Origin of the sequence: Enterobacter sp. V89_11 (assembly GCF_029967775.1) — a bacterium.
Lineage (GTDB): Bacteria > Pseudomonadota > Gammaproteobacteria > Enterobacterales > Enterobacteriaceae > Enterobacter > Enterobacter ludwigii.
The window spans coordinates 1-21,014 of the sequence record NZ_JASCAN010000029.1; the positions used below are offsets into that span (position 1 = coordinate 1).

Genomic DNA, 21,014 nt, shown 5'->3' on the forward strand with positions numbered 1-21,014 from the left:
ACTCGCGACCCCGACCTTGGCAAGGTCGTGCTCTACCAACTGAGCTATTCCCGCAAATTTGCACTGCTTTTGTTGCTGTCGTAACGTGTATTTCTCTGTCGTTACGGGAGGCGCATTATACGAGAAATCCGTTTAGCTGCAACCCCCCTAAAAGCGTTTTTTGTGAAATTCAGTTCAAGTGATGGAATATTCATCGCTTTGCACGTTTTTACACCATTCATGCGTTCTGTAAGCCGGGTAACGCGCAACGCCCCCGGCAACCGCCTGAATTACAGCTTAATAAAGTTCTCGCGATAATACGCCAGTTCGGCCACGGACTCACGGATATCGTCCATGGCCTGATGCGTTCCCTGCTTTTTAAAGCCATCCAGGATTTCCGGTTTCCAGCGACGCGCCAGCTCTTTCAGGGTGCTCACATCCAGATAGCGGTAATGGAAGTAAGACTCCAGCTCCGGCATGTACTTAAACAGAAAACGGCGATCCTGACCGATGCTGTTACCGCAGATAGGTGATTTGCCCGCCGGAACCCACTGTTTCAGAAACGCAAGCGTTGCCAGCTCCGCCTCGCGATCGCCCATGGTGCTAGCCTTAACGCGCTCCACCAGCCCGCTCCCCGTGTGGGTGCGCACGTTCCACTCATCCATTAACGCAAGCTGGTCGTCGGACTGATGAACCGCGATAGTCGGCCCTTCCGCCAGAATATTCAGGTTGGCATCGGTCACCAGGGTTGCAATCTCAATAATGCGATCGCGCTCGGGATCCAGCCCGGTCATTTCAAGATCGATCCAAATCAGGTTGTTTTCATCCGCGCTCATGTTATTTTCCACCCTTCTCGCATAACCGGCTGTAGCAGGTTAACTAGTATTAATTAGAGTGTATCATAGAGGTTTTGCCCCTTACGGGCGACCAGGAGCCAGCGCGATTGAGTAAAAATAAACTCTCCAAAGGGCAGCAGCGCCGTGTGAATGCCAATCACCAGCGCCGTCTTAAAACCACTTCGGAGAAGGTCGATTACGACGACAACCTGTTTGGCGAACCGATGGAAGGCATCGTCATCAGCCGTTTCGGTATGCACGCCGACGTGGAATCCGCCAACGGTGAGATTCACCGCTGCAACATCCGCCGGACGATTCGTTCTCTGGTGACCGGCGATCGCGTGGTCTGGCGCCCGGGTAAAGAAGCGGCGGAAGGCGTCACGGTAAAAGGCATCGTTGAGGCGGTCCACGCGCGTACGTCGGTACTGACCCGTCCCGATTTCTACGACGGGGTTAAACCTATCGCAGCCAACATTAACCAGATCGTTATCGTCTCAGCGATTTTGCCTGAACTTTCGCTCAATATTATCGACCGATACCTTGTCGCCTGTGAAACGCTGCAGGTTGAACCGATCATCGTACTCAACAAAATCGATCTGCTCGATGAAGACGGTATGAACTTCGTCAACGAGCAGATGGATATCTACCGTAACATCGGGTATCGCGTTCTGATGGTTTCCAGCTATACCAAAGATGGTCTGAAACCGCTTGAAGAGGCGCTTACCGATCGCATCAGCATCTTTGCGGGACAGTCCGGTGTGGGCAAATCGAGCCTGCTGAACAACCTTCTCGGCCTCCAGCAAGAGATCGTGACCAACGATGTGTCTGATGTTTCTGGCCTGGGCCAGCACACTACCACCGCGTCACGCCTGTATCACTTCCCGCACGGCGGTGATGTCATTGACTCCCCGGGCGTGCGTGAATTCGGTTTGTGGCACCTTGAGCCGGAACAAATCTTCAACGGATTTGTCGAATTCCATGATTATTTAGGTGCTTGCAAATACCGCGACTGTAAACATGACAATGACCCGGGCTGCGCTATCCGTGAAGCGGTCGAGAAAGGCGAAATAGCAGAGACCCGCTTTGAAAACTACCACCGCATTCTCGAGAGCATGGATCAGGTAAAAACGCGTAAAAACTTTTCTGATTCTGATAACTGACAACTAAGCTAAGCATCGCTAAAATCGTCCCCTTTTTTCAGGTTCCGGCGCTTTGCGGCCGGATCAGGAACGACAAAACAATGGCCTGGAGGCTACCTTGTTAAACTCATTTAAACTTTCGCTTCAATACATTCTGCCGAAACTGTGGCTCACTCGCCTGGCGGGCTGGGGCGCGAGCAAACGAGCGGGCTGGCTGACCAAACTGGTCATCGACCTTTTCGTAAAATATTACAAGGTCGACATGAAAGAGGCGCAGAAGCCGGATACCGCCAGCTACCGCACCTTCAACGAGTTTTTCGTCCGCCCACTGCGCGACGACGTGCGCCCGCTGAATACGGACCCTAACGTGCTGGTGATGCCTGCAGATGGCGTGATTAGCCAACTGGGTCACATCGAAGACGACAAAATCCTGCAGGCGAAAGGCCATAACTACAGCCTGGAAGCGTTGCTGGCAGGTAACTACCTGATGGCGGATCTGTTCCGTAACGGGACCTTCGCGACCACCTATCTCTCACCGCGCGACTATCACCGCGTGCACATGCCGTGCAACGGCATCCTGCGTGAAATGATCTACGTTCCGGGCGATCTGTTCTCCGTGAACCACCTCACGGCGCAGAACGTACCTAACCTGTTCGCCCGTAACGAACGCGTCATTTGCCTGTTTGATACTGAATTCGGTCCTATGGCGCAGATTCTGGTGGGCGCGACCATTGTCGGCAGCATTGAAACCGTCTGGGCTGGCACCATCACCCCACCACGTGAAGGCGTGATCAAGCGCTGGACCTGGCCTGCCGGCGAAGAAGAAGGCTCTGTCGCCCTGCTGAAAGGTCAGGAGATGGGTCGCTTCAAGCTGGGCTCAACCGTTATCAACCTGTTTGCACCGGGTAAAGTTAAGCTGGCCGAACAGCTTGAAAGCCTGTCGGTCACCAAACTGGGTCAGCCGCTGGCCGTCTCTACCGAAACCTTCGTAACGCCGGTGTCAGAACCTGCACCGTTGTCCCAAGAAGAGATCGACGCCGAGCACGACGCCAGCCCGCTGGTTGACGACAAAAAAGACGAAGGCTAATAACAGAAGGATCGCTGACGTGCGCCCGATTATCGTTCTACTGATGGCCTGGTGCCTCAGCATGGGGGCGTACGCAGCGACAGCCCCCGACGCAAAACAGATAACCCAGGAACTGGAGCAGGCAAAAGCGGCAAAACCCGCTCAGCCAGAGACCGTTGAGTCGCTCCAGTCCGCCCTGAACGCGCTTGCGGAGCGAAAAGGCTCCCTTGAGCGTGCACAGCAATATCAGCAGGTTATCGACAACTTCCCGAAACTCTCGCAAACGCTGCGCTCGCAGCTCAGTAATCTGCGTGATGAACCGCGCGATATACCGGCGGACATGTCTTCTGATGCGCTGAATCAGGAGATCCTCCAGGTCAGCAGCCAGCTTCTGGAAAAGAGCCGTCTGGCTCAGCAGGAGCAGGAGCGGGCGCGTGAAATTGCCGACTCGCTCAGCCAGCTTCCCCAGCAGCAAACCGATGCCCGCCGCCAGCTTAATGAAGTTGAGCGTCGCGTTGGCACGCAAAGCGGCAACACGCCGCAAGCGCAGGCGCAGAATCTGGGACTGCAGGCCGAATCTGCTCGCCTCAAAGCCCTTGTCGATGAACTGGAGCTGGCGCAGCTCTCCGCCAATAACCGCCAGGAGCTGTCACGGATGCGCTCTGAGCTGGCGCAGAAGCAGAGCGAACAGCTGGATGCATATCTGCAGGCCCTGCGTAATCAGCTTAACAGCCAGCGGCAGCGCGAAGCCGAGCGTGCGCTTGAAAGCACCGAACTGCTGGCGGAAAACAGCGCTAACCTGCCCAGCGGCATCGTTGAGCAGTTTAAGGTCAACCGCGAGCTCTCTGCGGCGCTGAACCAACAGGCGCAGCGTATGGATCTGGTAGCCTCGCAACAGCGCCAGGCTACCAATCAAACCCTACAGGTCCGCCAGGCGCTTAACACGTTGCGTGAGCAGTCCCAATGGCTAGGGTCATCAAACCTGCTGGGTGAAGCGTTACGCGCGCAGGTCTCACGCCTGCCGGAAATGCCCAAACCGCAGCAGCTGGATACCGAAATGGCTCAGTTGCGCGTGCAGCGACTGCACTTTGAGGATCTGCTCAACAAACAGCCGCAAATCCGCCAGATCCGTCAGGCTGACGGACAGCCGCTGACCAGCGAGCAGAACCGCATTCTGGAAGCCCAGTTGCGTACCCAGCGTGAACTGCTGAACTCCCTGCTCCAGGGCGGGGATACGCTGATTCTGGAACTGACCAAGCTGAAGGTCTCTAATAGCCAACTGGAAGATGCGCTGAAAGAGGTGAATGAGGCAACGCACCGTTATCTCTTCTGGACCTCCGACGTGCGGCCGATGACCTTCTCGTGGCCGATTGAGATTGTTCAGGATCTGCGCCGCCTTATTTCGCTGGATACCTTCAGCCAGCTGGGCCAGGCCAGCGTGATGATGCTCACCAGTAAAGAGACCATTTTCCCGCTGCTGGCCGCACTGATTCTGGTGGGCTTCAGCATTTACTCACGCCGGTATTTCACCCGATTCCTGGAACGCTCCAGCGCCCGGGTGGGGAAAGTTACGCAGGATCACTTCTGGCTGACGTTACGCACCGTCTTCTGGTCGATTCTCGTCGCCTCACCGCTACCGGTCCTGTGGATGACGCTTGGATATGGCCTGCGGGAAGCCTGGCCCTACCCGCTCGCGGTGGCCATTGGCGATGGCGTCACTGCCACGGTGCCACTGCTGTGGGTGGTAATGATTTGCGCCACGTTCGCGCGGCCCAACGGTTTGTTCATCGCTCACTTCGGCTGGCCGCGTAATCGCGTTGCACGCGCCATGCGTTACTACCTGATGAGCATCGGACTGATTGTGCCGCTGATTATGGCGCTGATCATGTTCGATAAACTCAACGACCGGGAATTCTCAGGGTCGCTGGGCCGCCTCTGCTTTATGCTGATATGCGGGGCGCTGGCAATTGTCACGCTCAGCCTGAAACGCGCCGGTATCCCGCTCTATCTGGATAAATCCGGTAACGGCGACAACATGTTCAACCGGCTGCTCTGGAACCTGCTGCTGAGCGCACCGCTGATTGCCATGCTGGCAGCGACGGTGGGTTACCTGGCGACCGCCAAGGCGCTGCTGGCGAGGCTTGAAACCTCGGTGGCGATTTGGTTCCTGCTTCTGGTGGTGTATCACGTGATACGCCGCTGGATGCTGATCCAGCGCCGCCGCCTGGCGTTCGACCGTGCCAAGCACCGGCGTGCAGAGATCCTCGCCCAGCGTGCGCGTGGCGAGGAAGAGCCAAACCATGTCAACAGCACAGAAGGCACGACGGAAGCTGACGAAGTCGAGCTGGATCTGGATGCCATCAGTACCCAATCCCTGCGACTGGTACGCTCCATCCTGATGCTGATTGCCCTGCTGTCGGTGATCTTCCTGTGGTCGGAAATTCACTCCGCGTTTGGCTTCCTGGAAAACATCTCCCTGTGGGACGTAACGTCCACGGTACAAGGTGTGGAGAGCCTGGAGCCGATTACCTTAGGCGCGGTGTTGATTGCCATTCTGGTGTTGATCATCACCACCCAACTGGTGCGTAACTTCCCGGCACTGCTGGAGCTGGCCCTGCTGCAGCATCTCGATTTAACCCCGGGGACGGGATATGCAATTACCACCATCACCAAATATCTGATCATGCTGTTTGGCGGGCTGGTCGGCTTCTCAATGATTGGTATTGAATGGTCGAAACTGCAGTGGCTGGTGGCGGCACTTGGTGTGGGGTTAGGGTTTGGCTTACAGGAGATCTTCGCCAACTTTATCTCTGGCCTGATTATTCTGTTCGAAAAACCGATTCGTATTGGCGATACGGTAACGATCCGCGATTTGACCGGCAGCATCACCAGGATCAACACGCGCGCCACCACCATCAGCGACTGGGACCGTAAAGAGATCATCGTGCCGAACAAGGCGTTTATTACCGAGCAGTTTATCAACTGGTCGCTGTCAGACTCCGTCACGCGTGTGGTGCTGACGGTACCTGCGCCGTCGGATGCCAACAGCGAAGAGGTCACTCAGATCCTCTACACCGCCGCGGAGCGCTGTTCATTCGTGATCGATAACCCGGCGCCGGAAGTGTTCCTGGTGGATTTACAACAGGGGATCCAGATTTTCGAACTGCGTATTTACGCCGCCGAAATGGGACACCGTATGCCACTGCGTCATGAGATCCACCAGCTGATTCTGGCAGGGTTCCGTGAGCACGGCATTGATATGCCGTTCCCACCGTTCCAGATGCGTCTGGAAAGCCTGGACGGGCGCAAAACGGGAAGAACGTTAACGTCAGCGGCGCGCACACGCCCGGCAGGAAGTCTGTAACCCTTCTCCCCTCCCTTCCGGGAGGGGAATGTTTGACCGCTACGCCACTTCCGTCAGCAACGCCACAGAACGTCGGCGGTAATTCTCATAAATCCCCATCGCCAGAAGTGAGAAGAAGACTGGGCCGCCCACCATCCACAGTGCGCTACTCCAGTCATTCGCCTCAATCACCGGCTGAATAACGGTAAAGATGTTGGCGAATGCCACTACCAGCACCACCACCGTGGTTGCCAGCAGCGTGGCGGCGCGCGTTTTGAAAATCACAAACGGACGCTCAAGATCCTCCTTCGCCTTAAAGAACGGGAAGGCCAGGCTCAGAAAGAGATAAGGCAGCGTCATCGACACATTCGCCATCAGGGTCAGCTTGTTATAAAACGCTGACGCGGTATCCCCACCAAACGACACCAGCAAAATGAACACGCTGACCAGCAGGCACTGCATCCACATGGCGTTGGCGGGCATACCTGCGGTATTCAGTTGCGTCATGCGTGCAGGCCACAGCGCTTTTGGCGTGCCCTGAATTATCGCTTTCAACGGAGAGTAAATCAGCGTGAAAAACGCGCCGGTATAGGCAAGGAACATGGACAAGCCGGTGATGCGTGCAAACCAGACGCCCGTCGCTGCCGCCGCTTCCGGTGTCAGATTCATCGCTTGTCCCAGCGTCATCCCCAGGCTTTTCATCAGCACATAGGTAATGTTGCCCAGGTTAGTGGTGTTGTTGCTGAGTACCTGCTGCCAGTTGGTGCTGACGCCCCAGAGGAAAATTGCCAGCGAATAGCCAATGGAGATAACTATCGCGGCAAAAATAATGCCTTTCGCAAAGTTCTTTTCCGGGTTCTCGGTCTTGTCGACCAGGCCGCCCACCGCCTCAATACCGCCGTACGCAAAAATGGCAAACACCACAAAGGAGAGCATAGCGAGCCCGGACTGATAGCTGGGGTTGGGCGAGGAAACGAAGTTCACCTCCTGAGCAAAGTGTCCGCCGTTCAGGCACAGAATGGCAATGCTGACCACCAGCAGCACCAGGTTCAGGCACATCACCGAGATCCCGCCCACGGCGGTAATGCGGGCAATTTTGTTGATGCCCTTAGACGCCACCAGCGTTACAACCACCATCCAGCAGACGGCCAGAATCCCGACCACCTGCGTGGAGCTCAGACCGGCCAAAGACCAGACCTGAGTGTGATCGCTACCGAAAACAAACGTCGAAAACGGTACCCAGACCTTGGCCGCCGTACTGACCATCCAGACCACATACGAGGAGAACCACATAAACGTGCCGATAAACGCGTAGCGCGGGCCGATGCTGTTGTTCATCCAGGAATAGATCCCGCCCTCTTCTTTGCGGTAGGCCGCCCCCATTTCCGCCATCATCAGCGCAAACGGTATGAAGAAAAACAGGGCCGAGACGATGTAGAACGGCGTTGCGCTGTAGCCCATCAGATAGAAAGCCGACGGGCTGTTGGCAAAGCCAAAGACGGAGGTAAAAATCATCAGGATGAGCCCGGTGAGGGTCATCTTTTTAAGTGACTGGGACATAGCGCCATCCAAAGGAAGTTAAACTGCGCGGATGGTAGCAGATGACCAGACTAATATTGTGGCTATTAGGGGCAAATTAAGAAAAAGACCTGCGTACAGAGAATGTGGCAGTTTTTAATGTTGTCGTGCGGAAATGGAAAGGTTAATTGACATCAGAGGTGAGCCGGGTAAGCGACAGCGCTACCCGGCAATGCGATGCGTTATGCGCGATCGACCGTAAACGCGATCACTTCGCCCAGCTGTTCTGCGCCCAGCGCCAGCATCACCAGACGATCAACGCCCAGCGCCACGCCGGAGCAGTCCGGCAGGCCCGCCTTCAATGCTTCCAGCAGATGGGTATCAATGGGCTGCTGCGGCAGGCCACGTGCCGCGCGCTTGCGGTTATCCTGCTCAAAACGCTGCTGCTGTTCGCGTGCGTCGGTCAGTTCGTGAAAGCCGTTCGCCAGCTCGATACCTTTGTAATAGACCTCAAAACGCTCCGCCACACGGTGATCTTCGGTGCTGATCTGCGCCAGCGAAGCCTGGCTTGCCGGGAAGTGATATACAAACGTCGGCCGGTCTTTGCCAATTTGCGGTTCAACGCCAAAGGTGAAGAGCAGTTGCAGCAGCGTGTCGCGGTCTTCTTCGGTATCTGCCACGTTGCTCAGATCCAGTTTTGCCGCCACTTCGCGCAGCTGCGCTTTATCCGCAGAGAGCGGATCAATTTCCAGGTAACGCTGGAAAACCTGCTGATAAGAGAGCGTTTCCGCTTCTGAGCACTCCAGCACCTGCTGCAGCAGATCGTCCACCTCGTTCATCAGGCGGTACATATCATAATGCGGACGGTACCACTCCAGCATGGTGAATTCGGGATTGTGGTGACGCCCCATCTCTTCATTACGGAAACTGCGGCACAGCTGATAGACCGGGCCACACCCTGCCGCCAGCAGGCGTTTCATGTGGTATTCCGGACTGGTCATCAGATACAAATTCATGCCCTGTGAGTGGCCAGGACCAACAAAACGGGTTTCAAACGGGACCAGATGAATATCCGTAACCGTTGCCTGACTCATGCACGGGGTTTCCACCTCAAGGACGCCGCGGTCGGCAAAGAAGCGGCGGATCTCCGCCATAATTGCAGCGCGTTTTAGCAGGTTGGGGATGGATGCGCTCGGCTGCCAGGTGGCCGTTTCGCTCATGAGTTTTTCTCCGATTTCAGACAAGGGCACGAAGTCTACTCGTTACCAGGGACGGAGACAAATTTTGCGCAGTAAAAAAGCGCATTTCATTTAGGTGAACAATTGCGCGACGAAATTCATTACTCACCGCGATAAATCGCCGCACAGAACAGCAAAAAAATCGAACACGTCAAATTTCCCTGACATCCACGCGGTTATACTGCTTTACCCATAAAGGAGCAGTGGAAACGCTTTCGCAATCGTCCTTTTGGACGGGTGAACTACCTTTAGTTTATCGCGTTGCGAAATAACAAAAATCTGGAGGAATGTCGTGCAAACTTTTCAAGCCGATCTTGCCGTTATAGGCGCTGGCGGGGCTGGATTACGTGCTGCGATTGCTGCAGCACAAGCTAATCCCAACGCTAAAATCGCATTGATTTCAAAAGTCTATCCGATGCGCAGCCATACGGTTGCCGCAGAAGGAGGATCCGCCGCCGTTGCGCAGGATCATGACAGCTTCGAATACCATTTCCACGACACGGTTGCAGGGGGCGACTGGCTTTGCGAGCAGGATGTCGTTGACTACTTTGTACACCATTGTCCTACGGAGATGACCCAGCTTGAACAGTGGGGATGTCCGTGGAGCCGTCGTCCGGACGGCAGCGTCAACGTTCGCCGCTTCGGCGGGATGAAGATCGAACGCACCTGGTTCGCCGCCGATAAAACCGGCTTCCACATGTTGCACACCCTGTTCCAGACCTCCCTTCAGTTCCCACAGATTCAGCGCTTTGACGAACATTTCGTCCTCGACATTCTGGTTGATGACGGTCAGGCGCGCGGTCTGGTGGCGATGAACATGATGGAAGGCACCCTCGTCCAGATCCGCGCCAACGCGGTGGTCATGGCTACCGGCGGTGCGGGGCGTGTTTACCGCTACAACACCAACGGCGGTATCGTCACCGGTGACGGCATGGGCATGGCGCTCAGCCACGGCGTGCCGCTGCGGGATATGGAGTTCGTGCAGTATCACCCTACTGGCCTGCCGGGCTCCGGCATTCTGATGACGGAAGGCTGCCGTGGTGAAGGCGGGATCCTGGTCAATAAAAATGGCTACCGCTATCTGCAGGATTACGGCATGGGCCCGGAAACCCCGCTCGGCGAGCCGAAAAACAAATACATGGAACTGGGCCCGCGCGACAAAGTGTCTCAGGCCTTCTGGCACGAGTGGCGCAAAGGCAACACCATCTCCACGCCACGCGGCGATGTGGTCTACCTCGACCTGCGTCATCTTGGCGAGAAGAAACTGCTGGAACGTCTGCCGTTCATTTGCGAACTGGCAAAAGCCTACGTTGGCGTCGATCCGGTGAAAGAGCCGATTCCGGTACGTCCAACGGCTCACTACACCATGGGCGGTATCGAAACCGACCAGCAGTGCGAAACCCGCATTAAAGGGCTGTTTGCCGTGGGCGAGTGCTCCTCTGTCGGCCTGCACGGTGCTAACCGTCTGGGGTCAAACTCACTGGCGGAGCTGGTGGTCTTTGGCCGCATGGCGGGCGAACGCGCGATGGAGCGTGCTGCCACCTCGGGCGAGGCGAACAGCGCGGCGCTGGATGCCCAGGTCGTTGACGTCGAAAAACGGCTTAAGAACCTGGTGAACCAGGAAGGAAATGAAAACTGGTCGAAAATCCGCGACGAGATGGGCCTGTCGATGGAAGAAGGCTGCGGTATCTACCGTACACCTGAGCTGATGCAAAAAACCGTGGATAAGCTGGCAGAGCTGCAGGAACGCTTCAAGCGCGTGCGCATTACCGATACCTCCAGCGTGTTCAACACAGACCTGCTCTATACCATCGAGCTGGATCACGGCCTGAACGTGGCGGAATGTATGGCGCACTCTGCGCTGGCCCGTAAAGAGTCACGCGGCGCGCATCAGCGTCTTGATGAAGGCTGCACCGAACGTGATGACGTCAATTTCCTGAAACACACTCTCGCCTGGCGCGATGCGGATGGCACCACCCGTCTGGACTACAGCGACGTGAAAATCACGACGTTGCCACCGGCTAAACGCGTGTATGGCGCAGAAGCAGAAGCCGCCGAGAAGAAGGAGAAGGCGAATGGCTGAGATGCAGAAACTGAAAATCGAAGTGGTGCGCTACAATCCGGAAGTGGACACCGCACCGCACAGCGCATTCTATGAAGTCCCTTATGACGAGCAAACCTCTCTGCTGGATGCGCTCGGCTATATCAAAGATAACCTTGCGCCGGACCTGAGCTACCGCTGGTCGTGCCGTATGGCAATCTGCGGCTCCTGCGGCATGATGGTCAACAAAGTGCCGAAACTGGCCTGTAAAACTTTCCTGCGTGAATACACCAAAGGCATCAAAGTAGAAGCGCTGGGTAACTTCCCGATTGAACGCGATCTGGTGGTCGATATGACCCACTTTATCGAAAGTCTGGAAGCGATTAAGCCGTACATCATCGGCAATCCACGTACGCCGGATCAGGGGACGAACACCCAGACGCCAGCTCAGATGGCGAAATACCATCAGTTCTCCGGCTGCATCAACTGTGGTCTGTGCTACGCCGCGTGTCCACAGTTTGGCCTGAATCCAGAGTTTATTGGCCCGGCGGCCATTACCCTGGCACACCGCTATAACGAGGACAGCCGCGACCACGGTAAAAAAGAACGTATGGCGCAGCTTAACAGCCAGAACGGCGTCTGGAGCTGTACTTTTGTGGGCTACTGCTCCGAAGTCTGTCCGAAGCACGTCGACCCGGCCGCCGCTATTCAGCAGGGTAAAGTGGAAAGCTCGAAAGACTTTCTTATCGCCACCCTGAAACCACGCTAAGGAGTGCATAATGACGACTAAACGCAAAGCCTACGTGCGGCCAATGCCGTCCACCTGGTGGAAGAAACTGCCGTTTTATCGCTTCTATATGCTGCGTGAAGGCACCGCGGTGCCGGCGGTCTGGTTCAGCCTGGAGCTGATGTATGGCGTTTATGCCCTCAAACATGGCCCTGAAACCTGGGCCAGCTTTGTCGGCTTCCTGCAAAACCCCATCATCGTGATCCTGAACCTGATTGTGCTCGCGGCAGCGCTGCTTCATACCAAAACCTGGTTTGAACTGGCGCCAAAAGCGGCGAATATCATCATTAAAGACGAGAAAATGGGCCCAGAGCCGGTCATTAAAGGGCTATGGGGAGTGACGATCCTCGTCACTGTGGTCATTCTGTTTGTCGCACTGTTCTGGTAAGGAGACTACTGTGATTAATCCAAATCCAAAACGTTCTGACGAGCCGGTCTTCTGGGGACTGTTTGGCGCAGGGGGGATGTGGAGCGCCATCATCGCGCCGGTCATCATCCTGCTGGTCGGTATTATGCTGCCACTGGGGCTGTTTCCGGGCGATGCGCTGGGTTACGAGCGAGTACTGGCCTTTGCCAGCAGCTTTATTGGCCGTGTGTTCATCTTCCTGATGATCGTCCTGCCGCTGTGGTGTGGCCTGCACCGTATTCACCACGCGATGCATGACCTGAAAATCCATGTCCCGAGCGGGAAATGGGTGTTCTACGGTCTGGCAACCATCCTGACGGTGGTTACGCTGATTGCCGTGGTTACTATCTGATACATCAGGCCCGCCTCCCGGCGGGCCTGTCATTTCTGCATTTTCCCCACCAGCCACTGTGCAAACTCACGCATTGCAGGGGTTTCTGTCCGTGACTGCAATCGGGTTAACCAGTAACTGCCCAGCTCAATCTGTGTCGCAAACGGCTGAATGATACGTTCGCTGTTCAGCAGATGAGTGAACATATTCACAGGCGCGATAGCAATTCCCACGCCGGCCTGCGCGGCTTCCAGCATGGTAACGGATGAATCAAACACCATCACCCGATGCGTTGGTGACGGCGGGAGTTCGCCCGCGGCCTGCATCCACGCCGACCATTCGTCGCGTCGGTAAGAGCGCAGCAGCGTAAACTTCAGCATGTCCGCCGGTGCTTGTAGCCCGACGGCAATTTCAGGCGTGCACAGCGGAGCCAGCGGCGCAGAACACAGAAACGTCGCTTCAGTGCCATGCCACGCCCCTCCACCGTAGCGGATCGTGTAATCCAGTCCTTCGGCGGCCGGATCGACGCGGTTATTATGGGTCGAAAGATGCAGATCGATATGCGGATAGCGGCGACGGAAATCATCCAGCTGCGCGAATAACACCCCGGTCGCAAAAGTCCCCACCACGCCAATTTTAAGCTTCTCCAGCGCGCGATGACTGGCAAAGCGATCCAGCATGCCGGCGATACGATCAAACGAATCGTTCAGCACCGGCAGCAGATTCTCGCCCTCTGTCGTCAGCATCAATCCGCGCGAAACCCGGACAAACAGCTGACAGTTCAGATGTTGTTCCAGCGTCTTAACGTGCTGACTGATGGCTGAATGGGTGACATTCAGCTCAATGGCAGCATTAGTAAAACTGAGGTGCCTTGCGGCGGCTTCGAAGGCACGAAGCGAATTAAGCGGTAAATAGCTGCGTGTCATCAACCCATCCGTTAGAAAAATTAACAGCTAATGCTAAATTTAACCGTTTGTCAGCCACAGTCAAATCCAACAGACTGGGTATGTCTGACGGGCCCGGACACTCCCTTGACTCGCTATTACGGAAGATAACTGATGATGAAAAAATCCCTGTGCTGCGCCCTGCTGCTCAGCACCTCCTGCGCTGCATTAGCCGCACCTCTGTCAGAAACACAGCTGGCGAAGGTCGTGGAACGTACCGTTACGCCCCTGATGAAAGCGCAGTCTATTCCGGGTATGGCGGTCGCCGTGATCTATCAGGGCCAGCCGCACTACTTCACCTTCGGCAAGGCCGATGTCGCCGCGAACACACCCGTCACTGCACAAACGCTGTTTGAGCTGGGCTCAATCAGCAAAACCTTCACCGGCGTTCTGGGTGGCGATGCTATTGCTCGCGGTGAAATTTCGCTGGGCGATCCGGTGACCAAATACTGGCCTGAGCTGACCGGCAAACAGTGGCAGGGCGTTCGCATGCTGGACCTGGCAACCTATACTGCCGGTGGCCTGCCGTTACAGGTGCCCGATGAGGTTACCGATAATGCCTCGCTGCTGCGTTTTTACCAGTCCTGGCAACCACAGTGGGCGCCAGGCACCACGCGTCTTTATGCAAATGCCAGCATCGGTCTGTTTGGGGCTCTGGCGGTGAAACCTTCTGGCATGCGCTTTGAGCAGGCGATGACAGAGCGGGTCCTAAAGCCGCTTAACCTGAACCATACGTGGATTAACGTTCCGAAGTCAGAAGAACAGCATTACGCCTGGGGTTATCGTGACGGTAAAGCGGTTCACGTTTCGCCGGGCATGCTCGACGCCGAAGCGTATGGCGTGAAAACCAACGTGAAGGATATGGCGAGCTGGGTGGTGGCTAACATGGCCCCCGATGGCATACAGGATGCCTCACTGAAGCAGGGCATGGTGCTTGCACAGTCTCGATACTGGCGCACAGGCTCGATGTACCAGGGCCTGGGCTGGGAGATGCTCAACTGGCCGGTAGAAGCCAAAACCGTGGTGGAGGGCAGCGACAACAAGGTAGCGCTTGCACCGTTGCCCGTGGCAGAAGTGAACCCTCCGGCTCCACCGGTAAAAGCGTCATGGGTACATAAAACAGGCTCGACGGGCGGATTTGGCAGCTACGTGGCATTTATCCCTGAGAAGGAACTCGGCATTGTTATGCTGGCGAACAAGAGCTACCCGAACCCGGCACGCGTGGAAGCGGCATACCGTATTCTGAGCGCTCTGCAGTAACATCTTGCCGGGTGATGTAGGTGCTCACCCGGCCTGCAAAATTCCCGCATTTTCCTTGCTGTCATCTACACTTAACAAAAAACAGTAAGGAAACTCCTATGCGCATTTTGCCTGTTATCGCCGCAGTGACAGCCGCGTTTTTAGTGGTTGCCTGCAGCTCCCCTACTCCCCCTCCCGGCGTCACCGTTGTCAGCAATTTCGACGCACAACGTTTTCTTGGAACATGGTATGAAATCGCGCGCCTTGACCACCGTTTTGAACGGGGTTTAGAGAAGGTCACGGCAAATTACAGCCCGATGGATGACGGCGGTATTCAGGTTATCAACCGGGGCTATAATCCGGACCGGGAAATGTGGCAGCAGTCGATTGGACAAGCGTACTTTACCGGCGACCCGCGACGGGCCGCGCTCAAAGTCTCCTTCTTCGGCCCGTTCTATGGCGGATATAACGTGATCGCGCTCGACAGAGAGTACCGTCACGCGCTGGTCTGCGGGCCGGATCGCAACTATCTGTGGATCCTCTCTCGCACCCCAACCCTTTCACCTGAGATGAAACAGCAGATGCTGGACGTCGCGACCCGGCAAGGGTTTGATGTGTCGAAACTCATCTGGGTAGAACAACCCCATTAATGGGTGCTGAGCTTCAACCCAATAATACCGGCCACAATCAGGGCGAGGCTGGCGATACGCGCCAGACTCGCTGACTCACCCAACAGCAGGATCCCCGTGATGGCCGCCCCCACGGCGCCAATTCCCGTCCAGACGGCATACGCTGTCCCCACCGGTAAAGAACGCATCGCCCACGAGAGCAAAACGATACTCACAATCATCGCGGTAAGGGTAATGACGCTGGGTGTCAGGCGGGTAAAACCGTGGGTGTACTTCAGACCTATCGCCCATACCACTTCGAGCAGGCCAGCAATAACAAGAATGATCCAGGACATTTCAGGCTCCTTAACTTAAATGCAAGTTGGGGCCGTCCCCGATGAAGGAAGCGCTTACGGGTCGTCCCGCAAGGCAAAGATTACGCCTCATATTTTGGTTAGCGTGCGATTTTTTTTCAATCCTTTTGTGCTGAACATGTTAAGGCAAGAAATAGCCGCAGTATGCCGCGCAGTTCAGGCATTTATCACTCATCCGACTTCTCTATGATGATGTGCTTTCTGATGGCAGGAAGCCAAACCACTAGCCGACTGCGAATATAATATGTTCAAAATTCTTTTGATTGACCGTTGTCACTTCACCCGCACCGGGTTTGAAGCATGGCTCAATCATTCCGGTTTATTTCCGGAAAACGTCGTTGTGACCGGCCTGAATAATCTTTTCCTCGCCAGAGAGCACATTCTGCAATGGAAACCGACGCTGGTCATTGCTGACCTGCATGGGTTCAGACAGGATGTCCATCCCTTTCAGTCCCTCTCATCTTTACTGAACGCCAGCGAAAGAGTGCCCTTTATTTTGCTGCAATCGGGTGAGGATAGTGAAATGACCGCCTGGCTGAAGCAATTCCCGGTCTGGTCATCGCTGTTGAAAAATGCCCGTCTTGAACAACTGGGGACAGTTATCCACGACGCACTAATTTCGCACGCGAACAGTGAAAAGCCAAAGGTAACCGCGCCTTTGCTGACGCGCCAGGAGGAGAAAGTGCTGACGTTGTGGATGGAGGGTGCCAGCAATCAGAAAATTGCGGCTCACCTGAGTATTAACGGTAAAACGGTCTATACCTATAAACGGAATATCCGCATGAAATTGCATATGGATACGCGTTATTCACCGTTTTTATCCCTGCAGGAATTAGAAAGCTGACGGTACGAAACCCGTCTGGTTCCGTACCGTTTATTCAATTACTGCTGTGCTTTACTTGCCGCACCAGAGATTGCACTACCACCTTCAGAAATATCCTGACCAACGCCACGCGTGGTATTACAGGCTGTTAATACTGAAGAAAGTACCAGGACTGAAAAGATCGCTGCAATTGTCTTCTTAACCATAATATCTTCCTTTTATAGCCAAAGTTGTTTTGTGTATAGCAACTTAAGAATAGACAATATCCCGTCGTTTGACGGAAAAGGACGCATTTTTAGGAAAATTAGACGGGGTTAGCTGGCCGCGTGAGAAATGATATGGCCGAGATCCTGGATATCTTCCCCCATTCCACGCGTGGTGTTACAGCCGGAAAGCAACGCGCTGGACAGCGCTAACAGAAGCAGAATTTTAACGGTACGGTTCATCATCCCTGCCTGCAAAAAACAGGCGCAGCGGGCGCTGCGCCTTCAGTCTTGACGTAAATTACTTCACGCGAGATACGTATTCGCCGGAGCGGGTATCTACTTTGATCACTTCACCAGTCTGTACGAACAGTGGAACTTTAACCACTGCACCGGTGGACAGGGTAGCTGGCTTGCCGCCAGTACCTGCGGTATCACCTTTCAGACCTGGGTCGGTTTCAACGATTTCCAGCTCTACGAAGTTTGGTGGGGTAACAGCGATAGGCTGGCCGTTCCACAGGGTCACGATGCACTCAGCCTGGTCCAGCAGCCATTTTTCGCTATCGCCAATCGCTTTAGCATCCGCAGACAGCTGCTCGAACGTTTCGTTGTTCATGAAGTGCCAGAACTCACCGTCGTTGTACAGGTAAGTCAGGTTCATATCGACAACATCAGCGCCTTCAGCGGAGTCAGTAGACTTGAAGGTTTTCTCAACACGGGTACCGGTCAGCAGGCGACGCAGCTTAACGCGCGCGAATGCCTGGCCTTTACCTGGTTTAACGAATTCGCTGGCTTCAACCGCGTACGGTTCGCCGTCCATCATGATTTTAAGACCAGCACGAAAATCGTTGCTATAGTACGTTGCCATAAGGCCCTCTAAATTTGTTAACTGGTAGCTAAGCCACAAAATGGCGCATATTGTAACCCTAAACACCCCGTCCAGAGAAGATTGGTTATCGCAACTTGCCGATGTAATCACCAGTCCTGATGAATTGCTGCGTCTGTTAGACCTCGATCAGCACCCAGAGTTGCTTGCAGGCCGCGAGGCTAAGCGACTTTTTGCCCTGCGTGTTCCCCGCGCGTTTGTTGCCCGTATGGAGAAAGGAAACCCTGACGATCCATTATTAAAACAAACGATTACTGCGCAGGAAGAGTTTATATCGGCGCCAGGATACAGCACCGATCCTCTGGAAGAGCAGAACAGTGTGGTACCGGGTTTACTGCACAAATATCTCAACCGTGCTCTTCTGCTGGTGAAAGGCGGCTGCGCGGTAAACTGCCGTTATTGTTTCCGTCGCCACTTCCCGTATGCCGAAAATCAGGGTAATAAACGCAACTGGCAGGTCGCCCTGGACTATATCGCCGCCCATCCGGAACTGGATGAGATCATTTTTTCGGGTGGCGATCCGCTGATGGCAAAAGATCATGAGCTGGACTGGCTGTTGACCCAGCTTGAAGCCATTCCACACATCAAGCGTTTGCGCATCCACAGCCGTTTACCGATTGTTATTCCGGCACGTATTACGGACGGTCTGGTATCTCGCCTTGAGCAGTCTCGTTTACAGGTTCTGCTGGTGAACCATATCAACCATGCGAATGAAATCGATGAGGCATTCCGTGCGGCGATGGCGCGTCTGCGCAAAGCGGGGGTGACGCTGTTGAACCAGAGCGTGTTGCTGCGCGGTGTGAATGATAATGCCCGGGTTCTGGCGGAGCTCAGTAATGCGTTATTCGATGCGGGCGTGATGCCCTACTACCTGCACGTACTGGATCGTGTGCAAGGCGCGGCGCATTTCATGGTCACGGATGAAGAGGCCCGGCAGATTATGCGCGAACTGTTAACGCTGGTTTCAGGCTATATGGTGCCGAAGCTGGCGCGAGAGATTGGCGGTGAGCCGAGTAAGACGCCGCTGGATTTGCAACTGCGGCAACAATAACGGCAGGTGGCGCTACGCTTATCCGCCCGGTGGGGTTGGGCGCAGCGCCATCAGCAATGTAGATCAGTTAGGGCACTTATAGACCTGGCCATTCATCTGGCTGGCCGTTGGCACGAAGCTGGACAACATCCCTTGCGACGGGCTGCTCACACCGTAAATCACGTTGCCACCCATCTCTGCAGCCTGGTTACGCAGCGCGTTAGCGGCACCGCGCATAGATCCACCTTCTTCACCGTGCTGACCCGACATCCAGTTGCTTTGCTCACCGGTTGCCGTGCCTAAAAACTGGCACTCGTTACCCGGCTTATCTTCAACAAAGCGAACGCCCTGACCTGCAGCAGACAGCTCACTGCTGGAGCTACAACCCGCCAGCAGCAATGCTGCTCCTACGATCCCTGCACAGACTTTTACGCGCATGTTATTCCTCGTTTTCAATAAGCTGGACAGCAGATGTTGTCCGTGTGTAAACCTTATACTAAAAAGATGACCAAAAGAAAAACCCCCGAGCATTTCTGCCCGGGGGTTTTTCTCATTCTAAGCGGTAAAGCGCACGATTACATCATGCCGCCCATACCACCCATGCCGCCCATACCCGCAGCACCTAAGTCAGGTGCGTCGCCTTTAGGCATGTCGGTCACCATGCACTCGGTAGTGATCATCAGACCCGCTACAGAGGCCGCGTACTGCAGTGCAGAACGGGTCACTTTGGTTGGATCCAGGATACCGAAGTCGATCATGTTGCCGTATTCTTCAGTTGCAGCGTTGTAACCGTAGTTACCTTCGCCCGCTTTCACCATGTTCGCAACCACGGATGGCTCTTCACCGGCGTTGGAAACGATCTGACGCAGTGGTGCTTCCATTGCGCGCAGCGCAACTTTGATACCCACGTTCTGATCTTCGTTCTGAGCAGTCAGGCCAGCCAGTTTAGCGGCAACACGCACCAGCGCGACACCACCACCAGCTACCACGCCTTCTTCTACTGCTGCACGGGTCGCGTGCAGAGCATCGTCAACGCGTGCTTTCTTCTCTTTCATTTCAACTTCAGTTGCCGCACCCACTTTGATTACTGCCACGCCGCCTGCCAGTTTCGCTACGCGCTCCTGCAGTTTTTCACGGTCGTAATCAGAGGTTGCTTCTTCAATCTGCTTACGGATCTGAGCAACACGGCCCTGAATAGCCGCTTCTTCACCCACGCCATCAATGATGGTGGTGGTGTCTTTGTTGATCACAACGCGTTTAGCCTGGCCCAGGTCTTCCAGGGTCGCTTTTTCCAGCTCCATACCGATCTCTTCAGAGATTACGGTACCGCCAGTCAGGGTAGCGATATCCTGCAGCATCGCTTTACGGCGGTCGCCGAAGCCAGGTGCTTTAACCGCAGCCACTTTCACGATGCCACGCATGGTGTTAACCACCAGGGTCGCCAGTGCTTCACCTTCAACGTCTTCAGCAATGATAACCAGCGGCTTGCCTGCTTTCGCAACGGCTTCCAGCACTGGCAGCATTTCACGGATGTTGGAGATTTTCTTGTCAGCCAGCAGGATGAATGGGCTTTCCAGCTCAACAGCGCCCGTTTCTGGCTTGTTGATGAAGTATGGGGACAGGTAACCGCGGTCGAACTGCATACCTTCAACCACGTCCAGTTCGTCTTCCAGACCGGTACCGTCTTCAACGGTGATCACGCCTTCTTTACCGACTTTGTCCATCGCTTCTGCGATCAGTTTACCTACGGTTTCGTCGGAGTTAGCGGAGATAGTACCAACCTGAGCAATCGCTTTAGAGTCGGAGCATGGAACGGACAGTGTTTTCAGCTCTTCAACCGCCGCAGTAACCGCTTTGTCGATACCGCGCTTCAGATCCATTGGGTTCATACCCGCAGCAACGGCTTTCAGACCTTCGGTGATGATAGCTTGTGCCAGTACGGTTGCGGTGGTGGTACCGTCGCCTGCAGCGTCGTTCGCTTTAGAGGCAACTTCTTTCACCATCTGCGCGCCCATGTTTTCGAACTTGTCTTCCAGCTCGATTTCACGTGCTACAGAAACACCGTCTTTCGTGATGGTTGGCGCGCCGAAGGATTTATCCAGCACTACGTTACGGCCTTTCGGGCCCAGGGTCACTTTAACTGCATCTGCCAGTACGTTTACGCCGCGGAGCATTTTTACACGAGCGTCGTTACCGAATTTTACGTCTTTAGCTGCCATGTTC

21 protein-coding genes are annotated in these 21,014 nt (G+C 55.1%); 11 read left to right on the forward strand and 10 right to left on the reverse strand.

Annotated features, from left to right (window positions below):
* Positions 1-269: 269 nt before the first annotated feature.
* Positions 270-815, reverse strand: coding sequence for an oligoribonuclease (gene orn / locus QLG09_RS21250; protein WP_025206260.1), 546 nt, complete (start codon positions 813-815; stop codon positions 270-272).
* Between the two features lie 107 nt (positions 816-922).
* Here orn and rsgA point away from each other — a divergent pair, with 107 nt between their 5' ends.
* The 3 genes from rsgA (at position 923) to mscM (ending at position 6,384) form a co-directional block, all read left to right on the forward strand.
* A complete protein-coding gene (rsgA, locus tag QLG09_RS21255; protein ID WP_020882951.1) occupies positions 923-1,975 on the forward strand; it encodes a small ribosomal subunit biogenesis GTPase RsgA in 1,053 nt (350 codons plus the stop codon).
* Positions 1,976-2,072: 97 nt separating this feature from the next.
* Positions 2,073-3,041, forward strand: a complete 969-nt coding sequence (gene asd / locus QLG09_RS21260) for an archaetidylserine decarboxylase (protein WP_032681882.1) — start codon at positions 2,073-2,075, stop codon at positions 3,039-3,041.
* Positions 3,042-3,060: 19 nt separating this feature from the next.
* Positions 3,061-6,384 (forward strand): miniconductance mechanosensitive channel MscM, encoded by a 3,324-nt coding sequence (gene mscM, locus QLG09_RS21265; protein WP_025206261.1) that lies wholly within the window; start codon positions 3,061-3,063, stop codon positions 6,382-6,384.
* A gap of 39 nt (positions 6,385-6,423) precedes the next feature.
* Here mscM and yjeM read toward each other — a convergent pair whose 3' ends face one another.
* Both yjeM and epmA read right to left on the reverse strand, forming a co-directional pair.
* Positions 6,424-7,923 (reverse strand): glutamate/gamma-aminobutyrate family transporter YjeM, encoded by a 1,500-nt coding sequence (yjeM, locus tag QLG09_RS21270; RefSeq protein WP_151712047.1) that lies wholly within the window; start codon positions 7,921-7,923, stop codon positions 6,424-6,426.
* Between the two features lie 200 nt (positions 7,924-8,123).
* Positions 8,124-9,101: an elongation factor P--(R)-beta-lysine ligase gene (gene epmA / locus QLG09_RS21275; protein WP_020882955.1), complete on the reverse strand. Its 978-nt coding sequence runs from the start codon at positions 9,099-9,101 to the stop codon at positions 8,124-8,126.
* 310 nt (positions 9,102-9,411) lie between these two features.
* On the opposite strand from epmA, the gene frdA reads away from it, so the two are divergent.
* Genes frdA through frdD form a run of 4 tightly spaced genes read left to right on the forward strand, consistent with a single transcriptional unit; the run spans position 9,412 to position 12,705 of the window.
* Positions 9,412-11,202 (forward strand): fumarate reductase (quinol) flavoprotein subunit, encoded by a 1,791-nt coding sequence (gene frdA, locus QLG09_RS21280; protein WP_282489374.1) that lies wholly within the window; start codon positions 9,412-9,414, stop codon positions 11,200-11,202.
* Positions 11,195-11,929, forward strand: coding sequence for a fumarate reductase iron-sulfur protein (gene frdB, locus QLG09_RS21285; protein ID WP_020882957.1), 735 nt, complete (start codon positions 11,195-11,197; stop codon positions 11,927-11,929). Before frdA ends, frdB begins: the two co-directional genes overlap by 8 nt.
* 10 nt (positions 11,930-11,939) lie before the next feature.
* A complete protein-coding gene (frdC, locus tag QLG09_RS21290; RefSeq protein WP_014168296.1) occupies positions 11,940-12,335 on the forward strand; it encodes a fumarate reductase subunit FrdC in 396 nt (131 codons plus the stop codon).
* Between the two features lie 10 nt (positions 12,336-12,345).
* Positions 12,346-12,705: a fumarate reductase subunit FrdD gene (frdD, locus tag QLG09_RS21295; RefSeq protein WP_020882959.1), complete on the forward strand. Its 360-nt coding sequence runs from the start codon at positions 12,346-12,348 to the stop codon at positions 12,703-12,705.
* Between the two features lie 29 nt (positions 12,706-12,734).
* On the opposite strand, the gene ampR is transcribed toward frdD, so the two are convergent.
* Positions 12,735-13,610 carry a LysR family transcriptional regulator AmpR gene (gene ampR / locus QLG09_RS21300; RefSeq protein ID WP_232947379.1) on the reverse strand — a complete coding sequence of 292 codons (876 nt, stop codon included), beginning with the start codon at positions 13,608-13,610 and terminating at the stop codon, positions 12,735-12,737.
* A gap of 132 nt (positions 13,611-13,742) precedes the next feature.
* Between ampR and blaACT the strand changes: the two genes are divergently transcribed.
* Positions 13,743-14,888 (forward strand): ACT family cephalosporin-hydrolyzing class C beta-lactamase, encoded by a 1,146-nt coding sequence (gene blaACT / locus QLG09_RS21305; protein WP_047954938.1) that lies wholly within the window; start codon positions 13,743-13,745, stop codon positions 14,886-14,888.
* Positions 14,889-14,986: 98 nt separating this feature from the next.
* Positions 14,987-15,517: a lipocalin family protein gene (locus QLG09_RS21310; protein WP_014168292.1), complete on the forward strand. Its 531-nt coding sequence runs from the start codon at positions 14,987-14,989 to the stop codon at positions 15,515-15,517.
* On the opposite strand, the gene sugE is transcribed toward QLG09_RS21310, so the two are convergent.
* Positions 15,514-15,831 (reverse strand): quaternary ammonium compound efflux SMR transporter SugE, encoded by a 318-nt coding sequence (gene sugE, locus QLG09_RS21315; protein WP_032681885.1) that lies wholly within the window; start codon positions 15,829-15,831, stop codon positions 15,514-15,516. The genes QLG09_RS21310 and sugE overlap by 4 nt on opposite strands.
* 262 nt (positions 15,832-16,093) lie before the next feature.
* Between sugE and QLG09_RS21320 the strand changes: the two genes are divergently transcribed.
* Positions 16,094-16,693 carry a LuxR C-terminal-related transcriptional regulator gene (locus QLG09_RS21320; RefSeq protein WP_282489376.1) on the forward strand — a complete coding sequence of 200 codons (600 nt, stop codon included), beginning with the start codon at positions 16,094-16,096 and terminating at the stop codon, positions 16,691-16,693.
* Between the two features lie 38 nt (positions 16,694-16,731).
* On the opposite strand, the gene ecnB is transcribed toward QLG09_RS21320, so the two are convergent.
* The 3 genes from ecnB to efp all read right to left on the reverse strand — a co-directional run bounded on the left by ecnB (position 16,732) and on the right by efp (position 17,743).
* Positions 16,732-16,878, reverse strand: a complete 147-nt coding sequence (ecnB, locus tag QLG09_RS21325) for a lipoprotein toxin entericidin B (RefSeq protein ID WP_014168289.1) — start codon at positions 16,876-16,878, stop codon at positions 16,732-16,734.
* A 108-nt stretch (positions 16,879-16,986) separates the two neighbouring features.
* Entirely contained in the window at positions 16,987-17,118 is a 132-nt protein-coding gene (locus tag QLG09_RS21330; protein ID WP_025206267.1) for an entericidin A/B family lipoprotein, read from the reverse strand.
* A 58-nt stretch (positions 17,119-17,176) separates the two neighbouring features.
* Positions 17,177-17,743 (reverse strand): elongation factor P, encoded by a 567-nt coding sequence (gene efp / locus QLG09_RS21335; protein ID WP_014882207.1) that lies wholly within the window; start codon positions 17,741-17,743, stop codon positions 17,177-17,179.
* A 40-nt stretch (positions 17,744-17,783) separates the two neighbouring features.
* On the opposite strand from efp, the gene epmB reads away from it, so the two are divergent.
* Positions 17,784-18,812: an EF-P beta-lysylation protein EpmB gene (epmB, locus tag QLG09_RS21340; RefSeq protein WP_049023908.1), complete on the forward strand. Its 1,029-nt coding sequence runs from the start codon at positions 17,784-17,786 to the stop codon at positions 18,810-18,812.
* Between the two features lie 63 nt (positions 18,813-18,875).
* On the opposite strand, the gene QLG09_RS21345 is transcribed toward epmB, so the two are convergent.
* Together QLG09_RS21345 and groL are read right to left on the reverse strand one after the other, a co-directional pair.
* On the reverse strand, positions 18,876-19,229 hold the full coding sequence (locus QLG09_RS21345) for a DUF4156 domain-containing protein (RefSeq protein ID WP_049023907.1): 354 nt from the start codon (positions 19,227-19,229) through the stop codon (positions 18,876-18,878).
* Between the two features lie 137 nt (positions 19,230-19,366).
* A complete protein-coding gene (groL, locus tag QLG09_RS21350) occupies positions 19,367-21,010 on the reverse strand; it encodes a chaperonin GroEL (protein ID WP_032679409.1) in 1,644 nt (547 codons plus the stop codon).
* Positions 21,011-21,014 lie beyond the last annotated feature (4 nt).

Excerpts from the sequence above, each read along its gene's own strand:
- frdB (WP_020882957.1), top strand. The coding sequence starts at position 11,195 with ATGGCTGAGATGCAGAAACTGAAAATCGAAGTGGTGCGCTACAATCCG.
- QLG09_RS21345 (WP_049023907.1), bottom strand. The coding sequence starts at position 19,229 with ATGCGCGTAAAAGTCTGTGCAGGGATCGTAGGAGCAGCATTGCTGCTG.
- ampR (WP_232947379.1), bottom strand. The coding sequence starts at position 13,610 with ATGACACGCAGCTATTTACCGCTTAATTCGCTTCGTGCCTTCGAAGCC.
- efp (WP_014882207.1), bottom strand. The coding sequence starts at position 17,743 with ATGGCAACGTACTATAGCAACGATTTTCGTGCTGGTCTTAAAATCATG.
- yjeM (WP_151712047.1), bottom strand. The coding sequence starts at position 7,923 with ATGTCCCAGTCACTTAAAAAGATGACCCTCACCGGGCTCATCCTGATG.
- sugE (WP_032681885.1), bottom strand. The coding sequence starts at position 15,831 with ATGTCCTGGATCATTCTTGTTATTGCTGGCCTGCTCGAAGTGGTATGG.
- epmB (WP_049023908.1), top strand. The coding sequence starts at position 17,784 with ATGGCGCATATTGTAACCCTAAACACCCCGTCCAGAGAAGATTGGTTA.
- QLG09_RS21310 (WP_014168292.1), top strand. The coding sequence starts at position 14,987 with ATGCGCATTTTGCCTGTTATCGCCGCAGTGACAGCCGCGTTTTTAGTG.
- QLG09_RS21330 (WP_025206267.1), bottom strand. The coding sequence starts at position 17,118 with ATGAACCGTACCGTTAAAATTCTGCTTCTGTTAGCGCTGTCCAGCGCG.
- QLG09_RS21320 (WP_282489376.1), top strand. The coding sequence starts at position 16,094 with ATGTTCAAAATTCTTTTGATTGACCGTTGTCACTTCACCCGCACCGGG.
- orn (WP_025206260.1), bottom strand. The coding sequence starts at position 815 with ATGAGCGCGGATGAAAACAACCTGATTTGGATCGATCTTGAAATGACC.
- blaACT (WP_047954938.1), top strand. The coding sequence starts at position 13,743 with ATGATGAAAAAATCCCTGTGCTGCGCCCTGCTGCTCAGCACCTCCTGC.
- epmA (WP_020882955.1), bottom strand. The coding sequence starts at position 9,101 with ATGAGCGAAACGGCCACCTGGCAGCCGAGCGCATCCATCCCCAACCTG.
- frdC (WP_014168296.1), top strand. The coding sequence starts at position 11,940 with ATGACGACTAAACGCAAAGCCTACGTGCGGCCAATGCCGTCCACCTGG.
- groL (WP_032679409.1), bottom strand. The coding sequence starts at position 21,010 with ATGGCAGCTAAAGACGTAAAATTCGGTAACGACGCTCGTGTAAAAATG.
- ecnB (WP_014168289.1), bottom strand. The coding sequence starts at position 16,878 with ATGGTTAAGAAGACAATTGCAGCGATCTTTTCAGTCCTGGTACTTTCT.